At 52.8% G+C, this 20841-nt stretch carries 20 protein-coding genes and 3 pseudogenes; 11 read left to right on the top strand and 12 right to left on the bottom strand.

Going from position 1 to position 20841, the window contains the following annotated elements:
* Positions 1–141: 141 nt before the first annotated feature.
* The 4 genes and pseudogenes from G7090_RS01795 to G7090_RS01780 form a co-directional block, all read right to left on the bottom strand.
* Complete coding sequence (locus tag G7090_RS01795; RefSeq protein ID WP_023336642.1) at positions 142–1611, bottom strand: efflux transporter outer membrane subunit; 1470 nt, start codon at positions 1609–1611, stop codon at positions 142–144.
* Positions 1612–1628: 17 nt separating this feature from the next.
* Complete coding sequence (locus G7090_RS01790; protein ID WP_023336641.1) at positions 1629–4802, bottom strand: efflux RND transporter permease subunit; 3174 nt, start codon at positions 4800–4802, stop codon at positions 1629–1631.
* Positions 4802–6016: an efflux RND transporter periplasmic adaptor subunit gene (locus tag G7090_RS01785; protein ID WP_023336640.1), complete on the bottom strand. Its 1215-nt coding sequence runs from the start codon at positions 6014–6016 to the stop codon at positions 4802–4804. Before G7090_RS01785 ends, G7090_RS01790 begins: the two co-directional genes overlap by 1 nt.
* Before the next feature lie 546 nt (positions 6017–6562).
* A pseudogene (locus G7090_RS01780) lies at positions 6563–6688 on the bottom strand (hypothetical protein); the annotation flags it as partial.
* A gap of 272 nt (positions 6689–6960) precedes the next feature.
* On the opposite strand from G7090_RS01780, the pseudogene G7090_RS01775 reads away from it, so the two are divergent.
* Positions 6961–7347: pseudogene (locus G7090_RS01775) on the top strand (transposase); the annotation flags it as partial.
* On the opposite strand, the pseudogene tssB reads toward G7090_RS01775, so the two are convergent.
* The 7 genes and pseudogenes from tssB to G7090_RS01740 form a co-directional block, all read right to left on the bottom strand.
* Positions 7345–7649: pseudogene (gene tssB, locus G7090_RS01770) on the bottom strand (type VI secretion system contractile sheath small subunit); the annotation flags it as partial. The pseudogenes G7090_RS01775 and tssB sit on opposite strands and share 3 nt — an antisense overlap.
* 734 nt (positions 7650–8383) lie before the next feature.
* Entirely contained in the window at positions 8384–8989 is a 606-nt protein-coding gene (locus tag G7090_RS01765; RefSeq protein WP_023336638.1) for a DUF2913 family protein, read from the bottom strand.
* A gap of 76 nt (positions 8990–9065) precedes the next feature.
* Positions 9066–9632 carry an inovirus-type Gp2 protein gene (locus G7090_RS01760; RefSeq protein ID WP_009652434.1) on the bottom strand — a complete coding sequence of 189 codons (567 nt, stop codon included), beginning with the start codon at positions 9630–9632 and terminating at the stop codon, positions 9066–9068.
* A gap of 75 nt (positions 9633–9707) precedes the next feature.
* Positions 9708–10124 (bottom strand): putative zinc ribbon protein, encoded by a 417-nt coding sequence (locus tag G7090_RS01755; RefSeq protein WP_009652429.1) that lies wholly within the window; start codon positions 10122–10124, stop codon positions 9708–9710.
* On the bottom strand, positions 10112–10531 hold the full coding sequence (locus G7090_RS01750) for a putative zinc ribbon protein (RefSeq protein WP_016154451.1): 420 nt from the start codon (positions 10529–10531) through the stop codon (positions 10112–10114). Before G7090_RS01750 ends, G7090_RS01755 begins: the two co-directional genes overlap by 13 nt.
* Positions 10532–10820: 289 nt before the next feature.
* Positions 10821–11060, bottom strand: a complete 240-nt coding sequence (locus G7090_RS01745; protein ID WP_009652493.1) for an AlpA family transcriptional regulator — start codon at positions 11058–11060, stop codon at positions 10821–10823.
* A 152-nt stretch (positions 11061–11212) separates the two neighbouring features.
* A complete protein-coding gene (locus G7090_RS01740) occupies positions 11213–11782 on the bottom strand; it encodes an inovirus Gp2 family protein (protein ID WP_023336637.1) in 570 nt (189 codons plus the stop codon).
* Positions 11783–12027: 245 nt separating this feature from the next.
* On the opposite strand from G7090_RS01740, the gene G7090_RS01735 reads away from it, so the two are divergent.
* Positions 12028–13854 carry an ATP-binding protein gene (locus tag G7090_RS01735; RefSeq protein WP_023336636.1) on the top strand — a complete coding sequence of 609 codons (1827 nt, stop codon included), beginning with the start codon at positions 12028–12030 and terminating at the stop codon, positions 13852–13854.
* Between the two features lie 162 nt (positions 13855–14016).
* Here G7090_RS01735 and G7090_RS01730 read toward each other — a convergent pair whose 3' ends face one another.
* Positions 14017–14415: a VOC family protein gene (locus G7090_RS01730; protein WP_023336635.1), complete on the bottom strand. Its 399-nt coding sequence runs from the start codon at positions 14413–14415 to the stop codon at positions 14017–14019.
* 1511 nt (positions 14416–15926) lie between these two features.
* Here G7090_RS01730 and G7090_RS01725 point away from each other — a divergent pair.
* The 9 genes from G7090_RS01725 (at position 15927) to G7090_RS01685 (ending at position 20772) form a co-directional block, all read left to right on the top strand.
* Positions 15927–16895: a hypothetical protein gene (locus tag G7090_RS01725; protein ID WP_023336634.1), complete on the top strand. Its 969-nt coding sequence runs from the start codon at positions 15927–15929 to the stop codon at positions 16893–16895.
* Positions 16896–17037: 142 nt separating this feature from the next.
* Positions 17038–17544 (top strand): glycine zipper family protein, encoded by a 507-nt coding sequence (locus tag G7090_RS23695; protein WP_023336633.1) that lies wholly within the window; start codon positions 17038–17040, stop codon positions 17542–17544.
* Between the two features lie 251 nt (positions 17545–17795).
* Positions 17796–18524: a YafY family protein gene (locus tag G7090_RS01715; RefSeq protein WP_023336632.1), complete on the top strand. Its 729-nt coding sequence runs from the start codon at positions 17796–17798 to the stop codon at positions 18522–18524.
* Positions 18521–18787, top strand: coding sequence for a hypothetical protein (locus tag G7090_RS01710; RefSeq protein ID WP_023336631.1), 267 nt, complete (start codon positions 18521–18523; stop codon positions 18785–18787). The genes G7090_RS01715 and G7090_RS01710 overlap by 4 nt, the downstream gene beginning before the upstream one ends.
* A 12-nt stretch (positions 18788–18799) precedes the next feature.
* Entirely contained in the window at positions 18800–19111 is a 312-nt protein-coding gene (locus G7090_RS01705; RefSeq protein ID WP_023336630.1) for a hypothetical protein, read from the top strand.
* A 46-nt stretch (positions 19112–19157) separates the two neighbouring features.
* On the top strand, positions 19158–19628 hold the full coding sequence (locus G7090_RS01700; protein ID WP_023336629.1) for a hypothetical protein: 471 nt from the start codon (positions 19158–19160) through the stop codon (positions 19626–19628).
* A 48-nt stretch (positions 19629–19676) separates the two neighbouring features.
* On the top strand, positions 19677–20189 hold the full coding sequence (locus tag G7090_RS01695; protein WP_023336628.1) for a DUF4234 domain-containing protein: 513 nt from the start codon (positions 19677–19679) through the stop codon (positions 20187–20189).
* Positions 20190–20270: 81 nt separating this feature from the next.
* Positions 20271–20492: a hypothetical protein gene (locus G7090_RS01690; RefSeq protein ID WP_023336627.1), complete on the top strand. Its 222-nt coding sequence runs from the start codon at positions 20271–20273 to the stop codon at positions 20490–20492.
* A 49-nt stretch (positions 20493–20541) separates the two neighbouring features.
* Positions 20542–20772 (top strand): DUF905 family protein, encoded by a 231-nt coding sequence (locus tag G7090_RS01685; RefSeq protein WP_032645134.1) that lies wholly within the window; start codon positions 20542–20544, stop codon positions 20770–20772.
* Positions 20773–20841: the final 69 nt, after the last annotated feature.

Here is a 20841-nt window from a genome sequence, read left to right as displayed (position 1 = left end):
AGCAGTCCTCGCAGTAAAAGAAGTGGTTGCCGCGCCGTAACCCCTTATCCCTACGACAATGCAATACGCGGGCGGTTTTATCCCTCCACCCACGTATTGCCGACCTTATCGCCAGACAGTGGCGTTAACCTGCCCGGAGAGTTATGGCTTAGCCGGAGAGCTTTCTGTCCATCCGCCCCCTAGCGCTTTATACAAATTGACCAAATTGCTCATTCGCGCCAGTCGGGTTTGAACCAGAGTTTGTTGCGCACTGAACAGAGCTCGTTGTGCGTCAAGCTCCGCCAGATTATCGTCAATACCGGCCCGGAAGCGCTGTGAGGCCAATTCATAGTTAGCCTGGCTGGCCTGCACCAACAATTGTTCTGAACGGAATTGATCATCCAGGGTTTGTCTGCCCGCCAGGCCATCAGCCACCTCGCGGAAAGCAACTTGAATCGCCTTCTCGTAATTCGCAATTTCGATGCGCTTTTGTACCTGGGCCAGGTCCAGATTGGCGCGCAGCGCGCCCCCCCGGAAAATAGGCAACGAGATTTGCGGAACAAAACTCCAGGCCGCTGACCCCGGATCGAACAACCCGTCCAGACTCGAACTGGCCGTACCAGCCGATCCTGTCAAACTGATTGCCGGGAAGAATGCCGCGCGAGCGGCCCCGATATTGGCATTAGCTGCACGCAGTTGCTGCTCTGCCGCACGGACATCCGGACGACGCACCATCAATTCGGCCGGCAAGCCCGCCGGCAACGCTGAAGGGATGATGTCATCGGGCAAGGTATTCGCTTTATCCAGGCTGGCCGAGAGTTCGGCCGTCAATGGCTGCCCTAAAAGCAGAACCAGTGCATTGCGATCCTGCGCCGCCACCCTCGTATAAGCCGCCTGACTGACTTCCGCAGTACGCAACGCAATATCTGCACGCCGCAAATCGATTTGCGTTGCATTACCCGCATCAAACAGCGCCTGGGTCAATGCGTAAGTCCTCTTTTGCGTGGTCAGCGTATCGTGAGCCAGTTGCAGCAACTCCTGATCCGCACGCAACGTCAGATAAGCGTTTGTCACCTCAGCGAGCAGGCTCAGCCTTGCCGCAATCCGTGTTTCATCCAACGCCAGGTAAGTTGCCAGCGCCCGATCGCTGAGGCTACGAACCCGTCCCCACAAATCCAGTTCCCAGGCTGACACTGCACCATTAACGTCATAACTCCGCGTTATCTGAGTTGAACCACTCGGGCTGACATCTGCGGGCAGACGCTGCATAGCAGAGCCCGCATCCACATTCAGTGTTGGCAACATATCGGCACGACGGATCCGGTACTGGGCCCGCGCGGCCTCAACATCCAGCACCGACTTGCGCAGATCGCGGTTGTTTGCCAACGCGACCTCAAGTAATTGCTGCAACAACGGATCACGATAAAAATCGTGCCAACCGATATCAGCCACGGCAGTCTGAACCCGTGAAACCGTGCCCTGAGCATAAGCCGCTCCCGAAGGATAGCTCGAGCTCGTTGGTGCAGAAGGCCGTTCGTAGTCCGGCGCCATAGTACAACCGGCCAATACCACCGCCATCACCAGCACCTGGAGTTTATTAATACGATGGTTCATTTCATACTCTGCTTTCATTATTCTCGCTCCGCCCGTCATGGTCGTGAATCACTGATTGCCCGCTGTGCCTGCTTGATTTCCCGGCGAATAACCAGCTTACGTACCACGACATAGAACACTGGCGTCAACAAGAGTCCGAACAGCGTCACCCCCAGCATCCCGGCAAACACGGCAATCCCCATGGCATGACGCATTTCCGCACCGGCACCGCTCGCGATCACCAAAGGCACAACCCCCGCAATAAATGCCAACGAAGTCATCAGTATCGGGCGCAGACGCAGGCGAGCGGCCTCCAGGACGGCAGCCAGAGGATCGACGCCTTCACTCTCTCTGGCACGAGCGAACTCGACTATCAGGATTGCGTTTTTCGCCGCCAGGCCCACCAGAACCACAAAACCAATCTGCGTGAAGATGTTGTTATCTCCATTCGATAGCCAAACCCCGGCGATCGCGGAAAGTAATGCCATTGGGGCAATTAATAGCACCGCAAACGGCAGTGACCAGCTGTTGTATTGTGCGGCCAGGATCAGGAACGCCAGGAATACCGCCAACGGGAAGATATACAGCGCCGAGTTGCCAGCCTGCTTCTCCTGGTAAGTCAGATCGGTCCATTCGAATGTCATCCCCTCAGGCAGCGTTTCACTAACGATCTTCTCAATAGCTGCCGTTGCCTGTCCGGAGGAGTAGCCTGGAGCTGGGCCACCCGTAATATCTGCCGACGGATAACCGTTGTAACGCATAACACGGTCTGGTCCAGAGGTACGGGTAATGTTCACCAGCGTTCCCAGTGGGATCATTTCACCCGTGGCATTACGCACTTTAAGCAACCCGATATCTTCAGGCTGCATACGGAATTGCGCATCTGCCTGAGTGATCACCCGATACGTACGACCGAAGCGGTTAAAGTCATTCACATACAGCGACCCCAGATTCACCTGTAATGTATCAAAGATATCGGTCAGTGCGACGCCCTGAGACTTGGCTTTCACGCGGTCGATATCAACCTGCAACTGAGGTGCGTTAGTCTGGAAACTGGCCATCATCCCTGCCAGTTCAGGGGCCTGCATGGCCTTAGCCATGACCATCCCTTGAACACGGGTCAGTTCTTCAAAGCCAAGCCCTGCCCGGTCTTCGATCTGGAGTTTAAATCCTCCCATACTGCCCAGCCCCGGTACCGGTGGTGGGGGGAAGATCCCAACAAAGCCGTCAGGTATCTGGCTAAATTTCCCCATCAGACTACCGGCAATAGCTGCTGCGGACAGCGAAGGGTCCTTACGTTCACTGAAGGGCTTCAGCATTGTAAACATCAATGCGGAGTTAGGCATGTTTGGGCCGTTTACCGACAACCCAGGAAACGCCACGACGCTTTCCACTCCAGGTTCTGCCAGCGCAATTCTGGACATTTCTTTCACTACGGCTTCCGTGCGATCCAACGAAGCGCCGGAAGGTAATTGAGCAATCCCAACCAGATAGTATTTATCCTGAGCGGGCACAAAACCGTTAGGAACCTGCTGGAACCCCAACAATGTCAGGCCCAGGAAACCGGCATACAGCACCAGCACGATGATACTACCGCGTACGGCCCGGCGGACTGCACCAACGTAGTTGTTCGACAATCTATCGAAGAAAGCGTTAAAGCGACGGAAGAAACCACCGAATACGCGATCCATGACGCGCGTCAACCTGTCGGCCTGCGCCATATCCTGATGAGGTCTAAGCAGCACTGATGCCAGAGCCGGCGATAACGTCAACGAGTTGATCGCAGATAAGATCGTCGAAATGGCGATGGTCAGCGCGAACTGGCGATAGAATTCCCCCTGCAATCCTGACAGGAACGCTGAAGGAATAAACACAGCTGCCAAAACGGAAGTAATGGCTAAAATAGGGCCGGTAACCTCGTCCATGGCCCTTCTTGCCGCTTCTTTCGGAGAACGGCCCTGCGCAATATGTCGTTCGACGTTTTCAACCACCACAATGGCATCATCGACAACGATACCTATCGATAACACCAGACCAAACAACGACAGCGTGTTGAGCGAAAAGCCGAACAAATACATGAGGGCGAAAGTACCGACCAACGAAATAGGTACCGCGACCAGAGGGATGATAGAAGCCCGCCAGGTTTGCAGGAACAGCATCACCACCAGTACCACCAACACCGTTGCCTCCAGCAACGTCATTGCCACTGATTTCAACGAGGCGCTGACAAACACTGTCGGGTCATAAGCGATACGATATTCGATACCTTCCGGGAAGTTGGCCTGCAACCTCGCCATCGTCGCCCGAACCGAGGCAGAGACGTCCAGCGCATTGGCGCCAGGCGTCATAACGATGTGCATACCCACGGCATTTTTATCATCCAGCAGGCTGCGCAGGGAATAGTTGTCCGATCCCAACTCCAGACGCGCAACATCGCGCAGGCGGGTAACCTGGCCATCAGCGCCAGCTTTGATCACAATATCGCCAAACTGCTCAACGGTGGTCAGACGCCCCTGGGCATTGATACTGACTTCAAAGGCAGAAGAGCTGTTCGGCTGTTGACCGACAGAACCGGCCGCGACCTGGACATTCTGCTCACGAATTGCAGCAGTCACATCACTGGCCGTTAAACCACGGGAAGCGACTTTGGTCGGATCCAGCCAGACACGCATCGCGTATTCACCCTCGCCTCCAAGCGTGACGCTGGCAATACCTGGCAAGCGTGATAGCTCATCACGCACGTTCAACATGGCATAGTTGGAAACATAAAGCGGATCGTAGCGATCGCCCTGCGCAAATATATGCACAACCATGAGGATATCCGGTGACGTTTTCTCCGTCACGACACCGATCTGCTGCACCTCAGGCGGCAAGCGCGGCAAGGCCCGAGAAACCCGGTTCTGCACCTGAATCTGCGCAATATCGGGGTCGGTTCCCTGCCGGAATGAAATCGTCAATACCATTCGACCGTCGGCAGACATCTGGGAACTCATGTACAACATGCCTTCCACCCCGTTGATTGCCTGTTCCAGTGGAGCAGCAACGGTGTCAGCAATCACTTTAGGGTTAGCACCAGGGTAGCTTGCCGAAACCTGCACGGTAGGCGGTGTTACCGATGGGTATTCACTCAGCGGAAGCTGAAAGAAAGCCAGAGCGCCAGCTATCAGCATAAACACCGATAACACAATCGCGAAAATAGGCCGCTGGATGAAGAAGTGTGGGAATTTCATTATTGGCCTCCCCCTTCAACGGAGCCGGCTTTTTCCCCCTCGCTAACCGACGCGCCAGAAGCCTGCATCGGGGTCAAACGCGGCGTCACCGCCATACCGGGACGCACCAGCCCCTTGATAATAATGTTCTCACCGGCTTTCAGGCCACTCTTGACCACGCGCAAACCATCAACCACCGCGCCCAGCTCAATCGGGCGATACTGCGCCTTATTATCCGCACCCACCACCAGGACATAGTTGCGTCCCTGATCGCTCCCTATCGCCTGATCGTCAATCAGAATCGCCTGATGTGCTGCACCGGTGGCCAGCTGCACGCGGGCAAAGGCGCCTGGCGTCAGTTTCCCATCTTCGTTAGGGATTACGGCACGTACCCTGACAGTACCGGTACTACGGTCGATCTGATTCCCGACAAAATCGAGCGTTCCCTGATGCGGGAAACCTTTTTCTGTCGCCAGCCCAACATGTACAGGTAAACGCTCTTCAACCTTATTTGCGGCGTCAGGACGTGCCTTGCTGACCGAATTAAGGAACGTCGCCTCGTCAATATCAAAGTAAGCGTATAGCGGATTGACGGAAACAATCGTTGTCAATAGCGTCGCAGATCCCGTACCACCGCCGCTGACCAGATTTCCCTCGGTCACCAGCATGCGATCCACACGGCCGGTAATCGGTGCCGCCACGCGCGAATAAGACAAGTCCAGTGTCGCCGCCGCAACCGCGGCCTTTGCAGCTTGCACCTCAGCCTGACGAGCATGACGTGTAGAAGTTGCGTCATCGTAATCTTTCCGGGATACCGCGCCATTGTTCACCAGCCGGCCAACTCGCTCAAAATCGCGATTGGCCTGGATAGCCAGCGCTTCTGCCTGCTTGAGTCGTGCTTGCGCGCTGTTAAGAGCCACCTGGAATGGACGAGGATCAATTTGGAACAGCAACTGCCCCTGACGTACTATGCTGCCTTCAGGTACGCTGACAGCGTCGATAGCACCGCCAACGCGTGGGCGTAGCTCTACGGTTTTTGGGGCCGCCAATGAACCGGTAAACTCTGCCGAAGGGACTATCTGACGCGAGAGCACTTCGGCTACGGGAACCTGGGGAGCCATAGGTGCGGCCGCTGCGGCCGGCTCATCGTTGCCGCCACTATCCCGGGCAAACGCAATCCCGGCAGTGGCGATGATTGCGGCCGACACAATCAGAACCCCAATTTTCATTTTCATAACAGTGATCCTTTCATATGCCACAGGCAGCCCCGGCCCATCCGAAAACGGCGCTGTAGCAATTTCTTACAAGGCTAAAGGTTGATGTTACTGGAAGGTCAAGCACACCAATTAAAAAAAATGAAAAACATCCAATCAGGCTTAATTAATATTTAATGTGTAAGCGTTAAACGAGCGCCGTATTGACGATTATTTATCGGGAAGAACCACGTTCCATGGAAGTAGTTCGGCCACTTTGTTGCTGGACTACTCCGGTAGTATGCTCAAGATATGGCGAAGGTAGTGACCCATGCAGCAATTGAGCTCACCGCTGAAGACTCACGCCAGACCTTCCCCCTTCTCCCGGGATAGCCGCCTGCGGCAGCATGTCATTCGTCATCGCGCTGCCAACCTGACCATTCAGAACCAGCGGCACAACATGCCGCATTTCTTTACGCAACTGGCTGATTTGATAGCGGGGGACCAGCAGATGATTGGTAGGTGCTTGGCTGTCCGCGTGTCTCCGGGGTCAGACACTGACCTTTACTGACAGCTGGCGGCCCCCATTAAGGTCGGAACCACAGTACTTGGCGGGCTGTGCTGCAGGCGCTGATACTGCCCCAGTACCAGTTCGGCGCTGTTCAGAACATTTAGCATCCAGAACGGGGACATGTCTGCCATGCGCTCGTTACTATAGGGCAGGATCGTCTACCGGGGTGGGGTCAGTCCATCAACGGCTCGGAAGTGTCTAGATTACCCGTGGCGATTCAAGAAGGTTGAATATGATTCCCGACTCATTAATGGAACGCTGCATGATGTTATGCATTACGGGTTGACATTACGATGTGACGGGCCGGGTTAGCTGTATGGAGCCTGTACACAAGTTTGTGTAATTGCCTGATTTTGATATGTTCAATTCAACATCAAAAGCAGGTTACTTTATGGACGAAAAACAGTTGTAGGCTCTGGCTAACGAACTGACCAAAAATCTCAAAACCCCTGACGATCTCACCCAGTTCGATCGCCTGCTGAAAAAAATCAGCGTTGAGCGCCGCCTCAACGCCGAAATGCTCCATCACCTCGGCTACGGTAAACATCAGTCTAAACCGGGTGCCAACTCCCGCAACGGCTATTTCACAAAAACCGTTACCACCGGCGATGGCCCGCTGGAACTGCGTACGCCGTGCGATCGTGACGGCTCCTTCGAGCCCCAACTGGTGAAGAAAAACCAGACCCGGATCACCGGGATGGATAACCAAATCCTGTCACTGTACGCCAAAGGGATGACCACCCGTGAGATAGTGGCTGCGTTCAAAGAGTTGTATGACGCGGATGTCTCACCGACGCTGGTAGTCCTTCATGCTCCGGAAGGTCAGACTGATGTTGTCTTCACTGCCATCATCAGCAAGCGTGTTTTTAACGGTAAGATTGACTTTTGGGGAATATTCAGAAATGACAGAATCACAATTATTTTTATTCAAATCAACTTTTTTGCGCTCAGACAAGGGGCAGACTCCTGACCATTACTGAAGTCGCCCGCCACGAGCAATTTCAGGGGGAGCTCCGTTTTCTTGCTCGCACCACCGGTATGCAAATCAAGTTTTAAATTAATACGCGCTTTAGGGATTTCGGACTGAAAGGAAGAATTAGACATGGCTGTCCCTGTTCTATGGAGTGATAGAAACGGTCAATGCCAGTGAAAAATAAATAAGAAAAAATTACCCAGCCAGAACAACTTTCCGGTTCGCGTCATCCGACGTAAATAAAAATCCCGGAACCAAAAAAAGCGGGCGCATTCCATCCACCAGCATGTCGACACTGTATTTTCTGGGTATTTGTCTGAAATGAAAAATTTCGGATAAGGCCCAATGGCTGGAGTTTGGGAACGTTCCCTGCCAGATCGAAAATGAAAAAATGTAACAAAGATTTACACTCCTGGCTTTTAACAAAAAAATATCATCTTTCTGATTTATAAGAATTTTCCACCATAACCCTTCAGGCCCCGCGGGATAAGGATGTACAGAAAATGATCAATTTGGCTTAGGGTGTATATTTGTACAAAATATCACCAGTCACGTGAAATATCTGATTTTGTACTTTTATCAGAAATTGAGAAGCTGGACGTGACTGAGCATGTGAAAAACTGGCGACAGTTTCAGGTTTCCATCATTTCTTATTATTCACGTAAACCGGGCTTATTTATTTTTTTCAGATTAAAGGAATTGCAACGCCCGGACTTTACGCATATCTCATACCTGTACCAGCGATATGAATATCTCAGCCGCCGGTGCATTAGCGCGACCAGGAACAACACCCGTTCGGTTTACAGAAAGACAGACGTGGACAGTGATGAGCTTTGCTGCGGGTTGAGAACGGTTGTTTTACTGCTCAAGGTTGTAACACGATCCGATTCGACTCCAGCATGACAGCCGACAGTGTATGAGCCGCAAAAACAGCCATACAGGCTGACAAGTCGCCATTCACAAGAAACTCAACCGGCGCAACGAGTTTCCCTCCATCCGAAAATCCGCAGGTCAGTGCCGACTTCCTTACCAGCAGTGCATTCGCATCGCTGTATTCCAGGACCAGAAGCGTTTCATTGTCCCAGTCCCTGTCACTCACCGCTGCATTGACCCAGCCCCGCGATTTAAGCTGTTCAATTGCGTACGTCAGCCGATACAAATCCGACTGCGCTGACACCGGTCCGGTGCACGAAGACCACAGATATTCCAGACGACTGAATAAGCTGGCGGCAAGGCCTTTGTTACGCCCCAGCGTCAGCAATCCCTCAATATCAGATGCGATTGCACGTGGAAACCGTTTTTGCTTATACGCCACCGTTAACCAGCGCAGTATAAATGCATGCGTGCTGAGTGGCGACAATGCCTGACCATCCTGCTGAGCGGTACGTAAGGCGACAAGGGCGCACCAGGCGAAATGCGCAAGTGCTGTGACGGTTTGTTCCGGGGGTAAGGTATCGTGAGCTTTTTTCATTCAGGGATTATATCGGCGCTGCAGACACCGGGGAAGACCTGGATAACTCCCCCATTAATTAGAGAAGCTATTACTTTCACGGACAAATCATCCCCGTTCTGGCCGTTGCTATTGGCTCTGACATGGCCTTAACATGCACGGTAAGCTGGTTAAAGGGTGTTGCGAAGACTCCCTGAGCGACGCGGTTAATAATGATCTGCGTCATACTCGTTACGCCGTCAGTGCAGGCGGTACCGGTCACCTTTTGCCATGCGTCGGCGATGATGGCGTTAAGCCCCGGAGGCGCACTGTCGGTCAGTTGCAGGTTTCGCCCTGTACCCAGCGTATCGAGATTGAGCAGCAGCACCATTTTGCACTCCGGTGCGCTGGCCGTCTCCCATATCCAGCGTAACAGCGTCGGGAGTGAACGATGTCGTGCCTGCTGACGCTGGCGCGAATATTCGCCGGTGCGCTGCCAGACTTCAGAGTGAAAACGCAGAATCAATGACCGGTATTCGCTCATGGCTTCACGATACGGTAGCGCCAGCGTAAAGCTGAATGCCGCCAGTCGCGGGTAATGGTCAACGGCCTGTTGCAGAAATGCACGCGTGCTGACGGCATCCGCGCTGACAGCATCAGACGCCCGTATGTAAGAATGATTCATAATGCAGACTCTCTTTAGGTTAAATCAGGGAGGACACCGCCTCTACGGCGGTATCTGGTTCATAAAGACGGGGAACTATCTGGTACTGCAGCAGTAGTTTCTCTGCCAGTGCGCTTCTTCGATGCTGTAGATACCAGTCAGACACCGGGGACAGTGCTTCACGCCCTGGTAATGGTCGCCGCACCACACGCAGTACCAGGAGAGCACCATTACCGTCGCTTCCAGCCCGTTGATGAGACTGCGCAGCTTTCGGTGCCGGGCTTCGGTTTTCACTTCCGGGTCAAGGTGGGCGCAGGCCATCAGCACATGCCGGGCCACGCTCTGCTGGTCATGTTCAAACCACGGCGGCTCCCCGTATGTCCCCGCATGGAGCACCAGTCGACAGCCGCAGGACGCGCAGCTCCATATCTGCCCCGGCGCACTCACGGCCTCCCCGGCTGTCGCGAAGTGGCCTTCGCGGTCATTGGCCAGATAACATTTCAGCATGCGCATGCCGTCACTTCCTCTATCCGGTTGGTATCAGCACGCACATCACTGTGCTCGCCCGTCCGGCAGGTGAGGCAGTAGCGCTCACCGTGGTAATCACTGCCGCAGCCGTGACAGTGCCAGTCTGCGTAGAAAACCAGGGGACGGGCTTCCGGTACATAAGACTGCAGTTGCCGGATATGGCGGGTCTCCCTCACCCCGGGCTTTACATACGGGCAGTGCTGTCGACCGTTCTCCGAAAGCTTTGCTGCATGATGTTCAAACCACGGACGTTCGGTGTCGTATTCAGGATGGTACTGCAGGGCACTGGCACACAGATGGCAGCTGTAGCGGTCATACGGCGCGGTCTGCGCGGTTATGGCTCCCGTGAGACGGCCGTTGCCGTCCAGAGCCATAAACGATTTTGCATACATAGTGGTACTCTCCTTACCGCCAGACGACACGCAGGCGTCAGCCGTCCCGGTACGGGCAGCGTGGCAGGGTGAATGGCGGTTCAGTTATGCGTTAGCGGGTCGGTACGGTTGGTGGTCGGCACCGGAATACAGAAAGGTTACGGTTGCGCAGGTGCGTCGGTGGGTCTGAAACAAACGGGACAGGGTCTGGCGCCACAGTACTGTCGCCGGCAACGGGGACACGTCCAGCGAACCGGGATGGCCTGTGGCTGAGTGCGGCGTCGTTTTTCCATTCAGATATCCTCCCTGCTCAGACGCCACGGGAATCAGCAATACGCTGCTGCATCCAGGCTTCCACCTCGCTTCTGCGCCAGCGGGAGCTGCGCCCCAGCTTGATGGGTTTCGGAAACAACCCGTCGCCAATCAGTTTGTAAAACCATTTGTCGGTCATCCCGGTAAACGTGGTGATAAAGGTCATGTCGATAAGCGGGTCCTGAGCTGAAAGCAGTGTGTCAGGGCTGGCATTAATATTCGTATTCAACGTGGTCATGGTATTTTTCTCCCTCTGAGGATATGGCTATCGGGAGACGTCCGGTGGAGGTTGAATCATGGGGTTACCGGTTCGCCTCAGAGGATAGGGGAACGTTGTAAAAAATTACCCGGCCCGTACGGTCAGGCCTGGTGAATCGATGTATGCCTGGCTCAGCCGCGGCTGCAACCGAAATTACGTTCACCATCACCGGTGACTTTGGTTTCGCGTTTGGCAAGATAAGCGGCCTGCGCCAGCGCCTGTTGAAGCTCTGTGGTATTACCACGCGTCAGCCAGGACACCGGGCTCTTAGGGAAGCGGGCCAGAACGGCATGCGCCTGTGCATCCACCTTCAGGGCACTGCACCACGCCTGTTTAATCATACCTGCAAGCGAATCCGGGTCTTTGTAATCTCCCGGTCCGCACCACGTATCGCGGTTCAGCAACAGCACCGCGTGGTAATGCTTCTTCCCTTTGATTTCACCAAACTCCCGCGCCCAGACAAAACGTAGCGTGGTCGGCCAGACGCGTTTGCCCTCGCGACGTTGCCGCGCCTGAAGGGCATCAATCCGGGCTTTCAGGGAATCGGTGAAACGGGAGATAACGGCCGCATCGGTGGCCGCTGGCGTATCCGGCAGACGGAGGTCAACACGCAGGGCCAGTAATCGGGTGTAAGCGTTAAGTGCACAACTGAAGGTATCGGCGATGCGTTGCTGCCAGAAAGGGTCGTATGTGTAACTCATTAAAATGGACTCCGGTGGGTTATCGTTCATAACCATTACCGGTGCCGTTAAAAAATACTTTTCGGGAAGCCTGCCATCGTAGTACCGGACCAGATTGCCGTGTACCACATGAAAATATCGTCACCCTTCACGGTACTGTTCGCTTAAATCCGGAGATAAATCAAACAGCCGTCAATAAAAATGTTCATCTGCCCGGTAAAATAACGGGCAGTTCAACTGAGCTGTTTCAGCAAAAGGGAAAAGACATGCGACTGAAAAGTGTGGCAGTTAAAAATTTTCGCTGTTATGCACAGGAAGTAAGTGTGGAGTTTGATGACCTGACAACCTTTGTCGGACGCAACGACATTGGCAAATCGACGATCCTTGAAGCGCTGGAGATCTTCTTCAACAACAGCGTGGTATCAATCGAAAAAGGCGATGCCTGTATTCACAGCGGACAGGACAATGTGGAGATCACCTGCGAGTTTATCGATCTTCCCCCTTCCCTCACGCTGGATTCCGGCGCGGAAACCACGCTCCAGGAAGAGTTTCTGCTGACGGGGACCGGCTCACTGAAAATCCGCAAGATCTTTAACTGCAGTAACAAAAAACCGACCGCAGAGATTTTTGTCATTGCAAACCACCCTGCTGCTGCCGGTTTTCAGAATCTCCTGGAACTGAAGGAAAAAGAGCTTCAGGCCAGGGTGAAAGAACTGGGACTCGATGTTTCGCTTAAGGGGAATCCCGGGATGCGAAAAGCCATATGGGCGGCATCATCAGATCTGCAACTGACAGAAACAGGACTCCTCATAAGCAAAGCCAAAGAAGACACAAAACGCATCTGGGACCAAATCGAGAGCTGGTTGCCCATGTTTGCTCTTTTCCAGAGCGACAGAAGCAGCAGGGATTCCGACGATGAAGTACAAAGCCCGATGAAAGCCGCCATTACGGCTGCACTGGCCGAAGTCCAGGACGACATTGCCAGGATCCAGTTGCGTGTCCAGCAAAAGGCTGAAGAGATTGCCCGAAACACACATGAGGCGCTGAAAACCATTGAACCCGGCCTGGCGAGAGAACTTACTCCCGAGTTTACACCTCCCACTCCGGCAAAATGGCAGGGGCTGTTCTCCGTTGGTCTCAACACTGACGGAGGGATCCCGCTGAATAAACGTGGCAGCGGCGTCCGTCGTCTGGTGCTGGTGAGCTTTTTTAAGGCCGAAGCAGAACGACGACTTAAGTCCAGCAATCGCCGCAGTATCATCTACGCCATTGAAGAGCCCGAAACTTCACAGCACCCTAATTACCAGCGGATCCTGATTGAGTCATTTAAATCCCTGTCTCTCGAAACCGGCTGCCAGGTTATCCTTACCACGCACAGTCCGGGCTTTGCTGCAGAGCTACCGGGTGACAGTATTCGCTTTGTTTCCCGTAATGCTGAAACGGGTCAACCAACCATTCAGGCTGGCGCTGATGTTTTCGGCATCGTCACGGATACGCTGGGCGTCACACCAGACAACCGGGTCAGACTGCTGTTCTGCGTGGAAGGGCCGACCGATGTCGCTGCCTTTAAGGCTCTCAGTAAAGCGCTGCATGCAGAAGACAACACCCTTCCTGACCTGGAGAATGACGAACGTGTGGCGTTTATCGTACTGGGTGGCGGAACGCTCAAGCACTGGGTCAATGAAAATTATCTTCGTGCCCTTAACCGCAGGGAGATTCATATCTACGACCGTGATGTGCCTGCTTATGCTGACGCGGTGAATGCCGTTAATGCACGAGCCAACGGATGCTGGGCGGCTCAGACGCTAAAACACGAGGTCGAAAGCTATCTTCATCCCGATGCCATTCACGAAGCCTTTGGTGTGATGATCGACGTCACCGACCATCCTGTCGGCGGTAAGGCTACCCCTAAAGTGTTTGCGGAAGCGTATTCACTGGCTCAGCGATTTGATGGCGTGATGAAAGATAACGCCGCCAAAGCCCGTCTCGCAGAGCGGGCATTTCCCTTAATGACAGCAGCACGTATCCATGAACGCGATCCGGAAGGTGAAGTGATCGGCTGGATGCGCAGGATACGTGACATGATCCAGTGACAAAGGCCAGCCCGGCTCATACCAAAACGCCGGTCTGAAGGTTAGCAGGCAACGATAACCTGGAGAGGCACACTGCATAATCCTGATCCCCAGGACAAACGGTGCGCCTCCAGAAACGATGGATGATTACCTGGCCACTGTTCATCCATCGTTATTTTCACCCTATTGCATTTCTGGCTTTCGGTACAGACTCCCCTGACCGGAGGCTGCCCGCGCCCACAGTTCCTCATCGCTGAGCGAGGTTTCAATCAGCTCAATGGGCACACCGCAATCATCGATGACCGCCACCTGATAATCGTCGATAGGTTCATAAGGCCCCAGAATAACTGTTTCACCCGCAATCGCCTCAGCCAGACTGTTGACCTTAAACGCCACATGCGGAACCGTTTTCAGTAACGGATGCAGGGGTGAGTCATCGGTAAAGCGATGCCACTGCACCCGAAACTTACCTGGATTATCGGTGGTATACATCCCGGCTTTCGCACTGAACTTGCCTGCGGTGTCACCGTCCTGAACCGGTATACCGAAATGATGAAATTCATACTCTACATTTGCTTTCATGAAATGGTTTTGTCCTTAGCTGATTCAGTACCAGGTAAATTACCCGAACAATACGAAACGCAGTAGCAACCAGCATCAGTTTAAACGCGCTGTAACGCATCAGGAGCGACGTATTCATTCTATCTACAGATTTCCACTACCGTGTTATTCAATACGGTTATATAGCCTTACAGAAAGCCTCAAAGACATACATAATCATAAGACTCCGTCGTTTTAGCCAATAACGCAAAATCAGTGCGTTAGTTATTCTTCGTAAAGATACCCGTCAGCCATTTTTAATAATTCACTGCAGGCATTCCCTTTGGCGAATTAATTAAGTCAGGAGTACCAGCCCGGGCTATTACTCCCGTTACAGGCTACAGCCTCTACTGTATAGTTAACTGACGTAAACAATATCCGGATACGCACCACAATGATTAGCACAGTCCACTCAGTGATTACTGATGAACGTATTACCGGCCATAGTCAGCCAGGGTAGAAGAACGTTATGCCTGCCGGATAGCGCTAATAACGTTAATAACGCTCACCAGATACTGAGTGCGGGTTAACTGCCAGCACATACACGGACTCATCTGATAACCGCCATATCCTGCTTAATGAAGGTTTACGCACCAGTGACAATATCTCCCGGTCTGATGATTGCCTGCTAACGTATTGGAATACCCCGCTACCACAGACATCGAATAAACGACAATGCTGTTATCACGTCGTTATTCTCACTTTATAATCCTTACACCTTTAACGCTTCCCGACTCAGTTACAGTCATCATAAGTGCTCCCACGATTAAGACTGTTCACTGATTCAGTACCTTTCAACATCGGTAATCGTTACCATCTTCTCTCAGACAGTATATCGACTAAACAGCATTACTTACCTCTTACCCTTAAGTAACCTTTGAAGTTAATCCTTAAGATAATAATCTCTTCTTTAATATATTAATACCAATCCAACACACTACACCTGACAGTAATACCAGAGCCAGCGGCACCAGGCGGTGGCCACACGAGATAAAAGCGATGTTACATTCACTCTGGAATTATCTCTTCAACAAGAAGAATAAAAAAAACCGAGACATCACATGACCTCAACCTGTTAATACCCTGCTCCAAAGAAGCCCTCACTCCTGCTACTGAGCCACAAATTATAAATACGAAGGGTGAATCCTGTGTGATGCCGTCAATACGTCCTGAGTTAAAACAGACATCACTGATGGAGGTGAAAACGATAGCGTGCAGGAAGATGAACAGGAGAATAGATAAACCTGCAGATAGCTATGTAAGCATGAAAAAGACAGAAAAACAGAGACAGAAAAGAGATAAAACATTAAAAACAACGACGATAGCAACGTAGTAAAACCATTAACCAACCCGCATCAAACCAGCATATCACTTCACGATGACTACCAGATGTATTTTTCAGTGACGATAAAACCATCATCATGCTACTGTGTAACCACGATAATCACTACAACAACTACTACTGTGTAGTTTAGTTTATGAGGTATTGGATAATGGCTGTAAATTATGATGATGGCAGGCGAGGACTCATAACGAGTCGGGACCTGAGAGTTTGCGCGTTTTATGCCGGATGGTTGAATGCCAGCAACAAAATTAACACCAACAATGTTCCCAGGCAGGATGCAGAAAGCTGCCGACAGGCGTTAAACCAGCTAATTAATCAGGCCATCCCGGATAAAAACCAGCAGGCAGGACTGCTGTCTGAAATGGAAATAGCCCGTGATGAAAATGTGCTTCCACTGGATTGTTTTGACTGGCTTCGTCAGAATGAGCGGGCCACGTTCTGGCTATGGGCGTATCTCTGTAAGGCCGGGGATTATGAGTTTGGCATTGGCCCGCCAGCAAATGCTGAATTCGGGAAAAACTGGTATCAGCGAATAAACCTGAGTTTATCCCCGGCAAGTCATCAGGAGAGAATGCATATTCTCATCGCCTTCTTTGACAACATATACATTTCCACACCCCCAGTGAATCACCTTAAGAAACAGGTGATGGAAAAACTCAAAGACCGGTGGAAAATCATATACAGTAAACCGCTACCGTTAAAATGGCTGCCAGATGAAGAAGACGCAGTATTATGGGCCTGGAACAACCTGCAAAAAGTTCAGCAGGAGAAAGCCGGTAATCTCGGCGGACTCTATATGAGTCTATCCACGCCCGGATTAACGACCTGGCTCACGCCACTGAGTCATTCTGAGCGCAATTTAGCCCTGCGAGCGGCGATCGATTTATGGGACGATGCACCAGATACAAAGCGTTTATTCCTGCTGAATCTTAATAAAGCCTGGAATCAGCAGAAACTGCGTCAGTCCCGCACCGATAAAAAAGCACTCAATACGTATCTGAAGAATGAAACCAAAACACGACTGGACTTTATGGCTGAACGCAGCGGGGTTCGTATCAGCGATATGCTGGAAACGCTGATTAATGACCATTACCGGAAAACCTGTGGTGGTGAGTAGGGGTTCTGCGCTGAAAATAAAGTGAATGGAGACAGCAATACAGACCAGAAGGGACATTCAAAAAAATTTTAGACCTATATTACCAATGTGAGAACGGCAGCAGAAATGTTGCCGTTTTTTTATTTTACTCATGGAGGTTAATGTGTCTGATAAGAAAAAACGGGGTTCTGATGCCCTGCCGCTCCCCTTGTTCCGTCTCCCCAGTGAACTGCCCTGCAAAATACCCGCGTGCATGCTTCCCCCGTTCCGGCGCTGCCATCGCCACATTCCCTGTTCCGGTATCAGGGCCGTTTTTATACACGGCCCGCCTGTTTATTCAGGCGGCTTTATTGCCAGTAACAAGGGAAAAGAAATGCATTGTCCGAATTGCGGTTCGCAAAACATACGACTGCGCCATGTGGGTAAAAAGACTGGTGGGGTCATTGGCGCAACAGCCGGAGGTCTTGCCGGGCTTGAAGGAGCCTCCACCGGTGCGCTGATAGGTTCAGTCATTCCGGTTGTCGGTACGATAGCCGGAGGCCTCATTGGTTTTCTGTCCGGCGCCTGTGCTGGTGCGGTGGCAGGCTCTCTGGCCGGAGAACAACTGGACGGTACCGTCTTTGATGAATACGGCTGCACGCAGTGTGAGCATATCTTCAGTGCACCGTAACGTTACCCATCCTGCACAAAGCCTGGGCCGCTGACCGTACTCGCGAGAACACGACTGATGACAGGGCGTGTCAGCATGCTGTCGTCATTTCAGCTACCTGGCACTAACCCTTTGTTAATTCTTCTGTTTACTGAAAGGTAAATTTTCACTTTTTCTTTTCCGCCATTACGGGGGACGGACATAACGTGTCCCTCCCCTCCCGCATAATAACCGCATGAAATATCAACCTATTTATCGCACACGGAGCGTCCATGCAACGACCCGATGAAGAGGCCCGCTACGACCGGCTGGCCGTCAGATTGTCGGTCATTATCAGCCGGTTAATGGCCGGAGAAACGCTGACCCTTCAGACACTGTCTGGTGAGTTTGGTGTATCGATACGCACCCTGCGTCGTGACTTACATCAACGGCTGGTCCACCTCGACATTATCGGGGAGAACGGCACGTATCGGCTCAGTGAGAGCGCCACGCGTGATCACTCTCCGGGGGCCGTTTCCTTTGCCCGCAGTACCGGTATCGCACGCATTATCCCGTCGCAGAACCGGCAACTGATGCACCTGCTGATGAATGAAACGGGCACCTCACCCTGCTTTATCTGGCACGACTTACCGTCAGCATGGACACAGGCTGACAGTTTTCATCGTCTGGCCGAAGCCATTTGTCATCACCGGGTGGTCAGTCTGCTGGTCGGCGGTGTCCGTCACGATGAGCAGGAGCCTTACCGCCTGATTTACCGGCATCAGCACTGGTATCTGGTCGTCTGTTGCCGGGGGAGCCTTCGGGTGTTCCGGCTGGAAGACATTATCTCGGCCTCACTCTCAGAGCAAACCTTCCGTCGCCGGAGCGAAATCAGTTCGCTCATTACTGAAGAGGGATTTATCAGCGCACTGCCCCACTTTCGCTTTATCAGTGATGTCATTCACACCTTCAGGGAACAACACCCTGAACATCCATCCAGACCCAAAGGAGTCAAATCGTGAAACCTGTCGCAGGCCCTCTGCTGCTCTTCACCCTGCTGTTGTCTGCCGTAACCCTGAGCGGCTGTGGCGACAAAAATGAACGCGAGTTTATCCAGGGATGCAAATCAGGCGGCGGTACTACCGCCGTCTGCGGATGTATCTGGGATGACCTCAAAACGAAATATACGCACGGGGAGCTGGAGAAAATGAACCAGCAATACGGTTATGTCCCCCCGCGCTTCATGGACAACATGCTGAGCGCTGCTCAGCAGTGCAGAAAATAAGGAAATCTGAACATGGCGCTTGTCATTAAATATTTCGCGATTGCCTTCGCCATCGCGCTTGTGGTCGTGCTGTTTAACGTGTTCGGGAGTACCGGCGAGATACGCAGTTTTGGTCAGGGAATGGGATATCTGTTCTGGATGACGCTTGGGCCCGGAGCCGGTATGACGGTCGGTGCTGCTCTTCGACAATGGCTGATGCCGGATGCGGTATACACCCGCGAAGGAATGACCGGATTACTCAAGGCCCGTCTGTTCTGGCTTGTGGGCCCACAGTGTATCGGCTGGCTGGCCGGACTTATCGTCGTGGGTAAACAACTCATGTAACACGGCTGCCCCTCAACAACATTTTTGACTCAGAAGGAAAAACACCATGCGATTCATGCACGCCATCCTGTCAGCAGGATTACTGACCTTTGCCATCACGGCACAGGCGGTCCCCAATATGTGGAGCAGTGGCTTCGGTATGGGCGTCACCGAGTACATCATCACCAGCCCCGAAAAGGTGATGCTGAATCTGAACTGCACCGGCAACCCTGACGACCAGAATATCCTGCAACATCACGTCATGCTCACCCTGCCTGACGGCAGCGGTGCCGATTCACAGGATGAGAAAACCACCATCACCATGGTGACGGACGACCAGACGTTCCCGTTGCCGTCATCCCTCGGCTGGCGTAACGGCGACAATGCCTGGCTGTCGTTCATTGATGCCATCAGAAAGGCAACGTCATTTGACGTTTACGTCAACGACAAACAGGTGGGGCACTTTACCCCTTCGGCCGGAAACGTCCACAAGGTTCTGGCTGATATGCCCGAATGCACGACACTGACCGCCGGGTAACCCGGCGCATCCCCTGTTTACAGCAAAATCAATCAAGGACAATACGATATGACCGACATTTCGACACTCAGCCAGCGACTGGCGACGCCGACCCTGAACTTCGTGCTGCTCACCGTCGCCACCTGCGGTATCTGGCCGCTGCTCTGGCTGTATAAAAAGCAGGATATTATGAGCGACACCACCGGGTATCCGGTTTGCGGCAACCTGTTTATCATCTGGCTCTCCGTCTGTTTTGGGCTCGGACGACAATTCGGCGTGATGGCCTCACCGGACCTCGCCGGCTACGACACGGGCAGCGATACACTTCTGGCCTTAAGCGGCATTCTGTCGCTTGCCTGCGGCGTGATGTACATCGTCTGGGCCTTTAAGGCCAGGGCTGCACTGCGACACTATGCGCTGAACACCTTCCGTTTCGACCTCAGAATGAATGCGTTCTACACCGTGCTGTTCAACGTCTTCTACATCACCTACTGCATCAACGACATGCCACAGGCGCTGGCGAAACACCGGATTATTCATGGTCAGGGCCCCGTGCCGCCGGAGTCTCCGTCACCGCAGTAACGCAGCTCTCCTCTTATTATCCGGCAGGGGCATTCCCATGTGCCCCTGATTCATCCGGATCGCCCACTGAGATATGACCGAATGACATTACTGAAAATCGTGTTCAACACCTTATGTCAGGTGCTGACGTGGTGCGCCAGCAACAGGGCACAGCAGTTTGTGGAAGACCACTTTCGCGAAGAAGATTACGGCGAAGACAGCATTTATATTGCCAGACAGACGGCAGCCCTGCTGACTGGTGCCTTAATCGCAGCGCTGATGGAGCAGATACTGCAGATTATTACCACACACTTAACACACTGATGCCCTGCTCACTGAGCGGGGCATTTTGTTTTATGACGCTAATAAGGAGATGACGATGCACACGTTACTGCCCGCAGACACATTTACCCGCAGGCAGGCTGAGGTCGTCGTGATGTCGCACCAGAACGTCGCTATTGAAGATGACCAGGGCACGCACTTTCGGCTGGTCATTCGCGACAGCGAGAGGCACTTGATCTGGCGTGCGTGGAATTTTGAAGCCAGTGCCGGGGGATGGCTTAACCGCTATCTGCTCAGCCACGGTATCCCCCACCAGGTCTGACTCAGCACGCCCCTCAGCCAATTACCCGTCACACGACTAACAGGCCATGTTCCCTTCGGGGCACATGGC

Source organism: Leclercia sp. 29361, from assembly GCF_011290365.1.
Classification (GTDB): domain Bacteria; phylum Pseudomonadota; class Gammaproteobacteria; order Enterobacterales; family Enterobacteriaceae; genus Enterobacter; species Enterobacter tamurae.
Note: the sequence above shows the minus strand (reverse complement) of the source record. Positions and strands in the feature narration are given on the sequence as shown.